The 13284-nt window shown below is 61.8% G+C and carries 15 protein-coding genes; 8 read left to right on the plus strand and 7 right to left on the minus strand.

Going from position 1 to position 13284, the window contains the following annotated elements; all coding sequences use genetic code 11:
• Window positions 1-173: 173 nt before the first annotated feature.
• Window positions 174-377, plus strand: coding sequence for a hypothetical protein (locus AB7M16_RS00260; protein ID WP_260383494.1), 204 nt, complete (start codon window positions 174-176; stop codon window positions 375-377).
• 20 nt (window positions 378-397) lie between these two features.
• On the opposite strand, the gene AB7M16_RS00265 is transcribed toward AB7M16_RS00260, so the two are convergent.
• Window positions 398-736 (minus strand): zinc ribbon domain-containing protein YjdM, encoded by a 339-nt coding sequence (locus AB7M16_RS00265; RefSeq protein WP_453942805.1) that lies wholly within the window; start codon window positions 734-736, stop codon window positions 398-400.
• A 411-nt stretch (window positions 737-1147) separates the two neighbouring features.
• Here AB7M16_RS00265 and AB7M16_RS00270 point away from each other — a divergent pair, with 411 nt between their 5' ends.
• The 6 genes from AB7M16_RS00270 (at window position 1148) to AB7M16_RS00295 (ending at window position 5957) form a co-directional block, all read left to right on the plus strand.
• The gene (locus AB7M16_RS00270) at window positions 1148-1552 is read left to right on the plus strand and encodes a VOC family protein (protein WP_453942806.1); all 405 of its coding nucleotides are present in this window, start codon (window positions 1148-1150) and stop codon (window positions 1550-1552) included.
• A 45-nt stretch (window positions 1553-1597) separates the two neighbouring features.
• A complete protein-coding gene (locus AB7M16_RS00275) occupies window positions 1598-2245 on the plus strand; it encodes a cell envelope biogenesis protein TolA (RefSeq protein WP_453942807.1) in 648 nt (215 codons plus the stop codon).
• 128 nt (window positions 2246-2373) lie between these two features.
• Window positions 2374-2907 carry a helix-turn-helix domain-containing protein gene (locus AB7M16_RS00280; RefSeq protein ID WP_453942808.1) on the plus strand — a complete coding sequence of 178 codons (534 nt, stop codon included), beginning with the start codon at window positions 2374-2376 and terminating at the stop codon, window positions 2905-2907.
• A gap of 247 nt (window positions 2908-3154) precedes the next feature.
• Window positions 3155-3436, plus strand: a complete 282-nt coding sequence (locus AB7M16_RS00285; RefSeq protein ID WP_453942809.1) for a hypothetical protein — start codon at window positions 3155-3157, stop codon at window positions 3434-3436.
• Between the two features lie 353 nt (window positions 3437-3789).
• Window positions 3790-5043 (plus strand): IS110 family RNA-guided transposase, encoded by a 1254-nt coding sequence (locus AB7M16_RS00290; RefSeq protein WP_172789764.1) that lies wholly within the window; start codon window positions 3790-3792, stop codon window positions 5041-5043.
• A 407-nt stretch (window positions 5044-5450) separates the two neighbouring features.
• Window positions 5451-5957, plus strand: a complete 507-nt coding sequence (locus AB7M16_RS00295; RefSeq protein WP_172788635.1) for a hypothetical protein — start codon at window positions 5451-5453, stop codon at window positions 5955-5957.
• A gap of 184 nt (window positions 5958-6141) precedes the next feature.
• Here the strand turns inward: AB7M16_RS00295 and AB7M16_RS00300 are convergent, their stop codons facing one another.
• On the minus strand, window positions 6142-7176 hold the full coding sequence (locus AB7M16_RS00300; protein WP_453942810.1) for a hypothetical protein: 1035 nt from the start codon (window positions 7174-7176) through the stop codon (window positions 6142-6144).
• A 301-nt stretch (window positions 7177-7477) separates the two neighbouring features.
• On the opposite strand from AB7M16_RS00300, the gene AB7M16_RS00305 reads away from it, so the two are divergent.
• Window positions 7478-7780 (plus strand): hypothetical protein, encoded by a 303-nt coding sequence (locus AB7M16_RS00305; protein WP_453942811.1) that lies wholly within the window; start codon window positions 7478-7480, stop codon window positions 7778-7780.
• Window positions 7781-7920: 140 nt separating this feature from the next.
• On the opposite strand, the gene AB7M16_RS00310 is transcribed toward AB7M16_RS00305, so the two are convergent.
• The 5 genes from AB7M16_RS00310 to AB7M16_RS00330 form a co-directional block, all read right to left on the minus strand.
• On the minus strand, window positions 7921-8766 hold the full coding sequence (locus AB7M16_RS00310) for a phasin family protein (protein WP_453942812.1): 846 nt from the start codon (window positions 8764-8766) through the stop codon (window positions 7921-7923).
• Window positions 8767-8787: 21 nt separating this feature from the next.
• Window positions 8788-9990 carry a calcium-binding protein gene (locus tag AB7M16_RS00315; protein ID WP_453942813.1) on the minus strand — a complete coding sequence of 401 codons (1203 nt, stop codon included), beginning with the start codon at window positions 9988-9990 and terminating at the stop codon, window positions 8788-8790.
• 334 nt (window positions 9991-10324) lie between these two features.
• Window positions 10325-10840 (minus strand): chromosome partitioning protein ParB, encoded by a 516-nt coding sequence (locus tag AB7M16_RS00320; protein WP_453942814.1) that lies wholly within the window; start codon window positions 10838-10840, stop codon window positions 10325-10327.
• A gap of 202 nt (window positions 10841-11042) precedes the next feature.
• Window positions 11043-12119, minus strand: a complete 1077-nt coding sequence (locus AB7M16_RS00325) for a DUF2971 domain-containing protein (protein ID WP_453942815.1) — start codon at window positions 12117-12119, stop codon at window positions 11043-11045.
• 42 nt (window positions 12120-12161) lie between these two features.
• Window positions 12162-13208: a hypothetical protein gene (locus AB7M16_RS00330; RefSeq protein WP_453942816.1), complete on the minus strand. Its 1047-nt coding sequence runs from the start codon at window positions 13206-13208 to the stop codon at window positions 12162-12164.
• Between the last annotated feature and the right edge of the window lie 76 nt (window positions 13209-13284).

The following is a 13284-nucleotide window of genomic DNA, read 5'->3' on the forward strand; positions in this document are numbered from 1 at the left end:
ACAGTCTTGCACGGAAAGGCACGCAGCACGCCCATTGTTCGGGCCACGTTGTGGCGGCGCAATGGCGCAAATCGGCGGTTGCGGGCTTTTCGAGGCAGGTGTTGCCGAGGTGCAACGCCCGGTTCCATGCGGCATTGCCGCAACTTTGTTGCTGCTGGTGCGTTGGAGGCGCCATGACGCATCCCTCGCTTCGTCCCATGGACGCCTTCGACCCCACCGAGCCCGCCATCCTGCACGATCGTGTTTCGGACACGATCATTACCTGGACCGCCGATCAGGCCGAGGACTACCGGCGCGCCAGCCGGCCCGGCGCGGATGGGACCGTGGCCTGGAAGACCTACCTGTTCGATGGCTGGGGCAACGTGCTCGGCGGCTGAGCACCGCCCTGAAGCGCGCGCTAGGCCTTCCTCACGAACTCCGACTTCAGATTCATCGCGCCGATGCCGTCGATCTTGCAGGCGATGTTGTGGCCGTCGCTGGCGTCCTGCAGGCGGATGTTGCGCACCTTGGTGCCGCCCTTGACCACCGAGGACGAGCCCTTGATCTTGAGATCCTTGATCACGATGACACTGTCGCCGTCGGCGAGCACATTGCCGTTGGCATCGCGCACGCCCGCATCCTGCGCCGTGTCTGCGGCCGCTTCCGCTGCGCCGCTCCATTCATGGCCGCATTCCGGGCAGACCCAGAGATCGCGGTCCTGATAGGCGTGCTCGGAATTGCAGGTCGGGCATTTCATCGTGTCGGTCCTGACGGGTCTTGTCTCGCGGGTTCGTTCGCGGCGCGACCGTAGAGGCGGGAACCGGGAAAGCAAGGAAAAGCTGCGAACGGCGCGGGCCGAGCGTTACCTGCCGGTGCGATATCACCGAGAAACGCGCGACGAACGTGGCGAGTGAGGGCGCGGCCAAGCAAAGTTTTTCGAAAAACAACCCCATGCACAGTAAGCATGCCTTTGGAATCCTGGGGCTTTGTTTATATTCGGTAATCCCGAACGAACATTTGACCCGTCGGGCAAAACAATGGCATGATGGCATGGTGGGTTCGTCCGTTGCGGGGGGATTCATCAGGGCCGTCGGGTGCGGCACCATCCCGGATTACGCTTGCGCTCCATCCGGGCTAGGCTCGCTTCGCAATCTGCGACGAGCCCCTCATGAGCTTCCTTCTCAACATCGATGTTCCGGACGTGGCGAAAGCCACGACGTTCTACACCGAAGCCTTTGGCCTCACGGTCGGCCGCCGCTTCGGCGCCGACTTCGTCGAGCTCAACGGCTGGCCGGCGCCGGTGTATCTCCTGACCAAGCAGCCCGGCACGGTCGGCGCCGGCGGCGATCGTCGCCGCTATGAGCGGCACTGGACGCCGGTGCATATCGACGTCGTCGTCGACGATGTCGACGCAGCTGTCGCGCGTGCGCTCGCTGCGGGCGCGATCCTCGAGGTGGGCGCGTGCGATGCGCCCTATGGCCGGATCGCGATGCTGGCCGATCCGTTCGGGCACGGCTTCTGTCTGCTGGCGTTCAGCGCGCAAGGCTATGATGCGCTGCTTGGAAGCTCGTAGTGCGGGCTACATCGCTGGCGAGCGGCGAGCTACGATCGGGGCGAGATGGCAAAACAGCTGAAAAGAAAACTGAAGACCTACCAGACCTCGCTCGGCTTCTACGATCAGGCGATCGCCGCGCCCTCGATGAAGGCGGCGCTTGCCGCGTGGGGCGCCAGCTCCAATCTGTTCCATCAAGGCGTTGCCAAGGAGACGGACGACCCCGACATCGTCACCGCGACCATGGCAAAGCCGGGTGTCGTGCTCAGGCGCCCGGTCGGCTCGGATGGCCCGTTCAACGAAAGCGCGGAGCTGCCGACCGATCTCGGCGAGGGCGAGACGAGGCCCAGGCGAAGATCGAAAAGCAAATCCGGATCGCAGAAGCGTCCGGCCAAGACGGCCCGGACAGCATCGCGCGAGATCGATGACGCGGCTGCTCGCAAGGCCGCCGCGGCGTTCGAGAAGGAGGAGCGACGGCGCGAGGCAGCGCGTGTCAAGGAAGAGGCCGCCCGCGCCAGGGAGCGCGCGCGGCGCGACAAGGCGGTTACTGCTGCGGAAGCGGCGCTCGACAAGGCAAGGCGCGAGCACGACGCCAAGGCCGAGGCGATCGAAGCCGAGCGCGCCGCGCTCGATGCGCGCGCCGAGGCCGAGCAGGAGCGCTGGGACAGGCAGAGGAAGAAGCTCGAGCAGGCCCTGCGCCGCGCGCGCGAGTGACTTTCGCGAGGTGGGGAGGAATTCTTTACCATGCCGTCCGGTCCCCGCCGTTTCGCCCGACGTTTAGGAGTTGAGCCAAAATTCCGCGCTATCTTCGCCCCGATAGGAATTGCGCTTCGGGAGCCGTCATGGGTGATCATCGCGCCGCAGTCAGGCATCACACGCTGAGGACCGGCATCGTCGAATTCGACAATGGCAGCGGCGGCACCGTCAGCGTGCCCTGCACGATCCGCGACGTCTCCGCCGCCGGCGCGCGGCTGGAGCTCAATTCGTCGCTGTGGGTCGCCGAGCAGTTCACGCTGATCTTCAGGAGCGGCCTGCGCAAGGGCTGCCGCGTCGCCTGGCGCAAGGGCCGGCTGATCGGCAGCGCGTTCGCGGACGGCTATGCGAGCGCGGACGAGCAGGCGGTGATGATGACGACGGACGAGCAGGCCCGGCACCGCCGCGGCATCGGCGCGCGCGTCAAGGCTACGCGCGAGGCCCGCGGCTACACCACGGCCCAGCTCGCCGAACACCTCAGTGTCACGCCGGCCTTCGTGGCGTCGGCCGAGCAGGGCGAGGCGGACATTCCGCTGTATCAGCTGATGCACATCGCCGATCTCTTGATGGTCGGCCTCGACCGGCTGGTGGCGGGGGCGGCGGAGGAGATGGATGCGGCGTAGGGTTTCGTAGCGGCATCGGTCGCCGTCTGCACTACGCTCGCCGCTCTATCCCCGTCATTGCGAGCGAAGCGAAGCAATCCAGACTGTCTCCGCGGAAATATTTCTGGATTGCTTCGTCGCAAGAGCTCCTCGCAATGACGGGGAGAGGTCGGAGCGCAAAAGCCGGCATCATCTCCCCTAGCTCGCGCGAAATTTGCTTGCCTTGCGTGGCATCCTTTTGCACTCTTTGAGCGAAGGAGACCAACGCATGACAAAGATGACCGCCGCCTTTGCGCTCGGAGCGGCGCTCGTGCTGAGCAGCCTTGCAACATCAGGTGCGGAAGCGAGGGCGCGGAAAGCCGTCGTCGTTCGCGCCCCACAAGAGCGGCTCATCGTCACGGCGCCCGTGCTGAGGCCGACGCCGTGGGATTACAACATCGTCCCGCGCTATCGCTATCGCCCCGAGGACGACAAGGTCGATCCCTACGGCCCGCCCTTCGTGCCGTCATACGTGCGCTATGAGGGATGGCGCTGGCCGTATTGGTGGTAGGCGACATTCGCAGGGTGGGCAAAGCGACTTGTCCGCCGTAGCTCGAAGAGCGAAGGCGGAAGCGTGCCCACGCCTCTGTGGCCGGATCGGAAAGATCGTGGGCACGGCGCAAGGGCGCCTTTGCCCACCCTGTACCCTTGTGGGGTTCGTGGCGGCCTTCGGATGTAGACTGGCCGTCCGGGCCGATCCGCCGGGAGCAGCCTTGTCCACCTGTGCCTCGAGCACCGACGTAGGAACCGCGCCCCGGCGGAGCGACCGCGATCGAGATCCGGTAGGAGGTCGCGCCAAGAGCGCCGGTACAGGGACTGATCAGGATCGTGGTGGCCCGCCTTGCGAGCAAGGAGGTCTCAACAATGATCGAAGATGTACGCTGGTTCGTCGGGATCGACTGGGCAACGCGGAGCCATAGCGTTTGCCTGCTGGATGCCGCGGGAAGACAGGTTGCGCAGCACGAGTTCGACCATGGCGGCGCCGGGCTGACGGAGTTGCGTGACTGGCTGCTGGAGAAGACCAAGGCCGCACCGGGACAGATCGCCGTGGCGATCGAGATGCCGCACGGCCCGGTGGTGGAGATGCTGCTCGAGCACGGGTTTGCGGTGTTTGCCATCAATCCCAAGCAACTGGATCGCTTCCGCGATCGCTTCACGGTGGCCGGTGCCAAGGACGACCGCCGCGATGCTCATGTGCTCGGCGCCTCGCTGCGCACTGACCGTGCTGCTTTCCGTCGGCTTGTGGCAGACGATGCGGCGATGATTGAGCTACGGGAGTGGTCGCGCCTGGCGGACGAACTGCAGCAGGAACGCACGCGGCTTGCCAACCGCTTGCGTCAGCAGTTGTGGCGATATTATCCCCAGGCCACCAAGTTGACCGACGATGTCGCCGACGAATGGTTCCTGGCGCTTTGGCAGAAGGTGCCGACCCCCGCCAGTGCGGTCAAGGCCAGCGAGAAGGCCATCGCAGGTGTTCTCAGGGACTATCGTATCCGCCGTCTCAATGCGGCGACGGTGCTCGGGACTTTGCGCGAGGCACCGCTGTTCGTAGCCCCCGGCACGACGGAGGCAGCCTGCGCTCACATCCGCAGCCTGGCGGCACGTCTGCACCTGGTCAATCGGCAGATCAAAGAGGCTCATCAGAACCTGGACCGGCTATGTGCCGAGTTCGAAGGAGAGGAGAAGCCGTCGGGGCAGAGCTCGGAGCAGTGCGACGTGACGATCCTACGCTCCTGGCCAGGAATCGGCAGGATCAATCTCGCCACACTGCTCGCCGAGGCCGCAGAGCCCCTGCGCAGACGAGATTACCATGCTCTGCGCGCCTTGGCAGGGGCTGCGCCGGTGACGCGGCAAAGCGGCAAACAACGCTTCGTGATCCGCCGCCTCGCCTGCAACAGGCGGCTACAGAGCGCCGTCCATCACTGGTCGCGTGTCGCCATCCAACACGACGCTGCCAGCAGGCGACGGTATGATGCCTTGCGCAGAAAAGGACACGGTCACGCGCGGGCTCTGCGCAGCGTGGGAGATCGCTTGCTTTTTGCCCTGTGCACGACGCTCAAGCGACAGACCCCATACGATGCGGACCATAACGGCACAAAGAACTCCGCGAACGGGTGAGCCCCATTCCTTTGTTCGGCCGGGCGACCATTCCTTCGTCCCGACCTGCCGAGCGCCAGAGCGCCGCCCGCAGATGCTGTCCAGGATGCCGAAGGCACCGGCAAAGCCGGCGCGCAGCGTCCTGGACTGCATCGAGCACGGCGCTACCATATTGCCCTATAAGGACGTTCCCCTTGACCAAGGGTAGGAGGTCCTACGGCACTGACGACATCCGCTACGGCACTGACGACATCCGCTACACGGGAAAATTGAAGTTTGATGCCTGCCCATCTCTGCGTGCAGAGTTTGCGATTGGGCAAAAATGGCAAAGTGGAGACTGTCAAGAATACATAGAGGTAGAACGGCACTTATCCCCGTAATAAACCCAATGCTGCTTGGGGTTCTGGGCGCGTATTGGGAGAACAGTCATGGCAAGTGTCGAACAATTGCACAGACGGGACGGAGTGAACTTGGTCCAACTCGAAGCCGATATCAGTTCGATCCGGTCGGGAAGCTCCATTACTTCAATTAATCTGCCTGATTACGTCGAGCACACCGCGGGCGTGTCGCGCGTCGGTGCGCTCAGTGCCGAAGCGGTCATTCGCGACTATGAGTCCGCTGCGAAAGAGATCGAGGCCATGGGCACCGAGTTGATCGACGCCGCGCAAAAGTGCGAGGCGCTGACGGCCCAGGTTCATGATGCGATCGCCTTCATGCGGGAAACGGCGGCAGGCTATCGGGAAGAAGGACGGAAGATTTTCAAGCGTATCGAAGAATGCGCGCTGTTCACCGAAGACGTTCGCAAGACCTGCGAACAGGTCAAACGCAGAATGACTGACGTCTCGTTCGGCCCATCTTCCGATGAGGAGCTGGCGCCGCAAGAGCCCGAGCTGACGGGGATCGCGGCCAAGGTGACGATGAGCGAAGTCCGGTGAGGGGAGCGTAGGTCGGTAGGGTGGGTTAGCCCTGTGATTGCGCGAAGCGCAATCACTCGGCGTAACCCACCATATCTGCCTCCGCGGAAATCGCGGGTTACGCCAGCGGACTGCGCTTCGCGCCGCCGCAGGCCAACCCACCCTACGGCACTTCAAATCCAATCGCGCCCTTCGCGAAACGGGCTCACCAATCCGGATCGCCGTAATAGGGGCCGGCCATATAGGGCGGCGGCATCCAGGGGCCTCGCGGTGGCCTGGCGCGCCGAGGCGCGGCGTCCGGTACGTGCGCCCGGGCACGCGCATCGTTGTTCACGACGCTGCGCACGACGGGCTTGGCGGCCGCAGAGGCGGATGAGGCCGATGTTGCGCTCAGTTGCGTTTGCAGCGCCTGGACCTGGGCGGCGAGGCGCGCATTGTCCGCCGCATCCTTCTCCTGCGCGCCCCTGAGCTGCTCGATGGTGGCGGCTTGGTCGCGCAGGGTCTGCTCGCTGTGGCTCTTCAGCTGCTCGAGCTTGCCGCTGATGTTCGCAAGCTCGCTCGTGATGGCCTTGAGCGATTGCGCGAGCTCGGACGATGATGGCTCGGCCGCCGTGGCGGCAGGCCTGGAAGCGCTTTCCGGGTCCTTGGGCCCCGGCGGCGCGGGCACGGGGCTCGACTCATCCGCGGCCGCCAGCAGCACCGTCGCCGGCTGCGCCGGATTGTCCGCCGCGGACGCCTGTGGGGGTGTGCTCGCCGCCGGCGGAGCCCATCGCGCCATGATCGACTTGCCGATCGATGTCGCCTCGTCGCTATATTGCGAGGCGAGGGCGGCACCGAGCAGGCCGATCGCCAGCACGAGAATGACCAAAGCGCGCATCATGGCCTTGTCTCCCCTCAGGCCCTGATCGCGAGGCTTGGTGCTTAGAGGCTTGGTGTTGAGAGGCTTGGTGTTTGGCGGCTTGGCATCAGGCGCCGCCGCCTTGTTTGCGGAAGTGGCGGCTGCGGGGGCGGCGGCGCTTGCGTGCGAGGTCCGCGGGGCTTCGCTGCTGCGTTCCATTCCGGAAACCAGCCGGTCCAGCCGCGCAAGGTCTTCTTCTGCGCTCTTGATCCGGTCGTAGGCCCGAGTCAGCCCGCTGTCGGCACGTGTCTCGTCCGGCTTGGGGGTATCAGGCTTGGCGGCATCGGACTTGGCGTCATCGGCCTTGCCGGTCTCGGGTTTGGGGTCGTTCGTGTCAGGCATCGATGCGCTCTCCATCCGGTCGGGCGTCAATGGGAGGCAGTCCGATCAAGGATAGGTCTCGCCGCTGTCCGACACAACGCGTGTGCAAAGGAGAAATTATGGCGGGCGAGGGAGCGGGCGGAGTGAGCGCGCAGGGGGGCGCCGCGACTGTGCAAAGCGCAGTTCGCAGGATGGTCGAGCGGAGCATCAACGAATTGCCACCCGAGGGGCTTACGCCCTCACGGCACCATGAACGTTCGCTGAGAGGAACGGGCACTGGTCCATTCCGTTTCCTTTGAGGGGCCTGTTCGAGGAGGACAACATGAAAGCAATGATCATCGCGCTTTCGGCTGCCGTTGTCATGGCTACAGCCCCAGCAGTGTTTGCTCAGGGTGTATCGAGCAAGACGCCAGGTCAGGAGATGCAGCAAATGGGTTCCCAGAAGGGCGAGCCGGGCGCTTCCAGCTACGCTCCTGGGCATAAGAAGAAGCATCAGGCGAAGGCCTCGAAGAGCACCAACCCCGGCGCGTCGAGCTACGCGCCAGGAAAAACGACCGGACAAACCACAGGTCAAACCACCGGCGCGAGCACGAGGCCGACCACCGGCACGAAGTCAGGGTACTGAACTCCAGGCCGTCCTCAAGCGGGTAGGGTGGGTTAGCTCCGCGACGGCGCAAAGGGCAGTCGCGTAGCGTAACCCACCTCATTCATCTCGGCGCGCGGAGAGCCGGAGGGTTACGCCGGCGCCGCAATACGCAGCTACCGTTAGTGGCGTAGCGCGCGGATTTCGAGCGTCGTCTGGGTGAGCTTGGCCACGAACCCCTCAAGATGCATGACCCTTTGTCTGGTCAATTGTTCATGCAACTCGGTGATCTTCTGGGATTCGGCGACAAACGAGTCGCACGCCTGTTTCGCGTACGCCATCTGAATCTCAAACGCCTCGACGGGTGAGCGCGCCGTCGCGAGCTTTCCCAGGAAGCTCCAGGCTTGCTCGAGTGACGTCCTGATGTAGTCGCTATAGGCGTCGGCAATCGCCTGCGTGCTGGCCTCCAAGGGTTCGACCGGTGCGACGGGCGGGCTTGCAGCGATCTGCATCCCGGGAGCCTCGTCCGGCAAGGCTGCAGCCGAAGGTATCTCCGCACTGATCGGTCGGCTCGGCTCTTGCTCGGTCTCTTGCTCGATCTTTTGCTCGGTCTCTTGCCTGTTCTCCGCCGAGGCATCCGGCAATTGATGCTCTGCACTGGCGCGTTGCTCGCTGGCCCCGGTCCGTTGTCCGGCCTTCTTCTTGCCGCGCCGGCCGGATTTTCCTTTTGGCTTGTTGTCCACCGCACTCAACATTGCAAATGGCTCCCGAATATCGATGAAGCCGCGAGCCTCCGTCGCGTTTGCGCTGAAATCGCGATTGTGGGCTGTCGCTTGCGTGGCGGCCATGTGGTGAGATTTTGCCGCTGCATCTTCGATGCATCCGGCAAAGAGTCGCCGATCGCGATACCTGCGGATGGCCGCCTTTGTTGCCACATCCCACGAGCTCTTTTGCCGAACGCGTAATCCATCATTCTTGCTTCTGCGGAGGCGGGCTACGCCGAGCAGACGCGCTTCGCGCGTCTGCATGACGAAATCCAACCTGCGCGCTCAGATGAGGAAGTCGGTCGCGTGCAGGCTCGCAGCGTGGACGCCGTCGAGGGTGATGGTGTCGTTCGCCGAGAGGTGAACCACGGCATCGCCGGCGGCATTGTCCTTGATCTGGCTCGATAGCGCCGTCCAGTCAGCAAAGCCGTAATCGTGCACGTCGATCAAATCGTGCTCGGTCGCGGTGCTGCCCATCGCCTTGTTGCCTTGGTCGAAGTCGTTGAGCATGTCGTTGCCGGAACCTTTGTTGAAGACGAAGATGTCGCCGTTTCCTCCGCCCCAAAGCTGGTCGTCGCCGGCGCCGCCGTTCAGCGTATCGTTGCCGCCGGTGATCGAGCCTGGTGATGCAGGCGTGTAGATCCGCGCATCGCCATACATGAAGTCCCGGCCGGCGCTGCCGTTGAGGACATCGTTGCCGCCACGAGCATGACCCGCCATGACCGGCGCGTCGCCGAACAGCGACGAGCTCGCGTCAGCGTACTGGCCGGCCATCTTGACGGTCAAGATATCGTCGCCGCCCTGGGTCAGATCCATCAGGGACGTCGACGAATCCCCCGACAGGCTGGCGCCGGATATCGGGCTGTCGCCGTCCAGGGTGGCGCTCAGATTGTCGTTGCCGCCTTGCGCAAGGCCGCGCATGGCGCCGATCGCGTCGCCGCTGACGGTTGCTCCGCCATCGATGGTGAGAACGCTGACATCGATCGTGTCATTGCCGCCGTGCGAGGTGTCGATCATGGAACCGCCGGCATCGCCCGCGAACAAATTGGCGCCGCCACGCCACCCGATCGAGCCGGTGATGTCGTCATTGCCGCCCCGCGCGTTGCCCGACATGTCGTCCGCGACGTCGCCGAAGGCCGAAACGGTGGTGTAGACGGTGCCATAGGCATCCGCGACGATGGTGTCGTGGCCGCCTCTGGCGTCGTCGATCATCGATTGGGTGTCGCCCACCACGAGCGCGGTGTTCCAGCCGCCGCCGATGTCGGCAATGAGCGTGTCGTTTCCGCCTTGCGAGTGACCAAGCAGCGTCGTGTGGTCGTCGCCGAAAACAGTGAGTTGCGTATTGCGCTCGGTGACGGTGGCCGTCACGGTGTCGTTGCCGCCGACGACGTCCGTGCTTGAAGGAAAGCCGGGGTCTCCGTACACGGTCGCGATTTGACCAAACTGGTCGAGGGTGACGTCGAAGGTGTCGTTCGGCAGATGCTGCATGGCGTAACTCCCAGTTCCATTGTCGGAAGCGGGCCCGCGTGCAGATTTTCTTGCAAGTCGCGTTGTTGACCACGCTTCACCGGCAGCATTCTACCTTTGGTCGATGGCAGAGATTTGTAGGAATTCGGGAGAGAGTTTGATCGTGAGGCTGGAACTGCGGGCGCGAGCGCGTAAGATGGTGCGTAGGGTGGGTTAGCCCCGCGACTGCGCGAAGCGCAGTTCGCGCGGCGTAACCCACCGCTTCTGTCTCTGCGGATACGAACAGAGGTGGGTTACGCTGCGCTAACCCACCCTACAAGCTACGAGCTATCACCAGAGATTCTGGCGACGACAATCAATAACGCCCGCCGCTGCTCTTCTGCTGCGTGATCCAGTCCGACAATGATTTCGGTGTCGATTTCGCCGTCCGGCCCGCTGATGCCTTCGGATTGTCGCGGACGCCTTTCGCCGGACGGGTGCGCGGCGCTTGCGTTGCGCCAGCGCCCTTCAAGGCAGCCGCCGATGCCTCTGCGGCTTCCTTCTCCAGCCGCAGCTGCTTCAATCGCGCCATCTTGATGCGCTCTGCCTCGACTTCGGGGCGTTCGGCTAGCTGCGGCTTGTGTTGAGCAAGCTCGGCCGGAACCAGCACACCGAGAATGGTCGTCTCGCCGAGCGCCTTGCAGGCCTCTAACCGATGCAGTCCCTCGACCAGGACCAGGCGATCTCCGTCGAGCCGAACGGAGATCGGGGCCTGTTGTCCGATCTCCAGAATACTTTCCGCAATCTCTCCGACGGTCTCGGGCTTGATAGCTTTCCTCTGCTTCGTAGTAACGAAGATCTTCTCGATCGGGAAGCTTTCCGGTTTGGGCATGACTTCTACTCCGCGTCTACCGGGCCCGTCGGAACCGATGACGGTGAGGGTGGGAGTTTAGGAGGGAAGGGCTCGGCCGCAAAGGCAATTTCGACGGCGGGGTGTTGATGAGCAGTGAAGCCGGAACCAAGATGAGATCATCGAGGGCAGTGGTGGACTGCACAGTCACCGCAAGTTCAGCTGCTCTCCTGCCATCGCCCCGCTAGAACCTGAGAGCCGTATCGGATTTAACGACGTGCACATCGAACCCATGTTTCTCGAGCAAAATCTTAGCGGCAAGCACCTGATTTTCTTGATCGCGATGGGGCCCAACAATAATCTTTTTGATGGGTAAAGGATTTTTGAGGTCTTGGAATAGTCGTATGAACGGGACCATTGTGCCGCCCCATCCCTCACGAAAAGATATTTCTTTCCATGGGCGCTTGTCATTAATGCTGTCAACCAGCTTCGCCGACCGGGTTGGAAGCGCGACAATGCGATATTCGTTCTCTTCGGCGAAGCGAGGACTCTTTAGAAACGGCACCGTTTCGACGAAGGCTCGAATGTAAGACTCGAGATCACGATTACCAAGGAGCTGACTGACATCCGGCCGCGCAGCCAGATTAGGAGTGTTCTCTCGAAAGCCAACCCTTAGAGTGGCTGCAGCCAAGCCTTCGAAACGGTCGATCTTGGCAGCCTTCTGATGATCGTGATACTCGACCTGCCTCGTTATGAGACCCTGATACGAATGAGCATTGGTTTCCTCCAAAATTAAGTCGTCCAATTGGCCTTCATCAAATTCGATTGCAAAACCGCCCTTGGCGTAGCCGCGCCACTGACTTAGTAGCCCGTGATTACACTCAGGTGAGCCCGCAGCGTGCCGGCAGAATGACGTAATGTGAATTGGAGAAGTGCGGTCAATAGCCTTGAGGATAATCGACGTTGCCTTCTCCGCCTCAGTAGTCAATGCGTCGCCGCGCAAGGCGTATTGAATCTCTGGCTGAAAGGCACCGCATTCCATCAGTTTAGGAACAAGTTCTCTAAAATCAGCCTCGATTTGCGGTGTCAAAAGGCGACTGAGCAGTTGGCATTCAGATGCATCGTTGAGAAAGCTAGCATGTGTGGCCCAGAGAGATTTTGTCTCGATTATACCGATAAGGCCTGAAGCAGTCGTGTAGTGAAAGAGTGAGAAATTGTCGTCACGCGTTCGCTCCGGCAGCTTTGGGGTTTCCTTGTTGATGGAGTGCCTGCTGTACGCCGAGCGACTTGAGCTTGCTCGTTTACCTCGATTCTTTCGCATTGTGTGTCGCTCAGCTCCCAGATTCCGGACCGACCTACGTTGCTAAGGTAGGATCGACATGCGGAGACGACCCGAGCCGAATGTGATGATACGGACGGCGGGCATTGCAGGGAATGTAGTCTCGTACTTCGCTTCGACGATACCCTCAAAGACCCCCGATGCTAGATAGCCTGTAGCTTGCCCCGAGTAAGCAATAACCGCATCAAGACCTGCAACTTGAGTGCTCCAAGTGGCGAGATCGAACAGGTGATCCCCCTCGGCAACCTCAAGGTCTCCAATTACATGAAAGATGGATGGCTCTAATGGATTTTCAGAAAGTGTTGAGGTAAGGCAAACGTACTCCATGTTCAGGAATTGTTTGGTCTCAGCAAATTGCTTCAGGCTATCGTTTGGAAAGTTCCAGTCTAATCGAGCGACAATTCGTGAATGATCATCTCGCCATATTTGTCCGCCGACGGCGCTGACCCGAAGCCCCGAAAGGCGGCGACAGGTTTCGTTCAAGTTGGCTGCACTTTCTTCCGGGATGGCGGTGCTGCTTCGCCACTTGAATTCATTGTAGAGTATGGAAGCTTCGGAAACTCGTGCGGTGGATCGAAGCCCCTTCGCCAGAGGCATTTTTAAGTCGACCTTTGGTGGGGTGAGGTCTCGTCGAATGGCTGCAGGTGACAGCGTTGCTTCTAAAGCTGCCGCAAGTTCGGTAACACTCGCCACAGGGAGGTCAATCAGGGGCGGTTCGTCGGACCTTTGAACGTTGTGAAACACAACGAAACGCGATCCGTTCAGAATTGCAGCGTAACTTCCTGCGACTTGTGGATGGCGAGCATACGTAATCGCTTGTTCGATCGCCTCATGATCAATTTCCACCTCTTCGGCCTTGATCTCAAGAGTCCAAGAGCCAGCTCCGAGCACGGTCAGTGTATAGTCCGCTCGACCGCGAAGAGGTGGGTCGGATTTCTTTCGTCTCCCGAGAAAGTTGTAAGGATATTCGAGTGTCTTTTCTCGGACGATGTCGTTTGCAGTTCCGGCAGCATAACCCAATTTCGTAAGAAGTGGCATAGCCACATCCTCACGAACGTCAGCTTCATTCATCGTTCGTCTTTTTTCGGTCATGGTGCTGACTAAGAAGGCCGCCCAAATGAGCGGCCTTCTGCTGGTTATTTAGCTA

Source organism: Bradyrhizobium sp. USDA 372 (genome assembly GCF_053629095.1).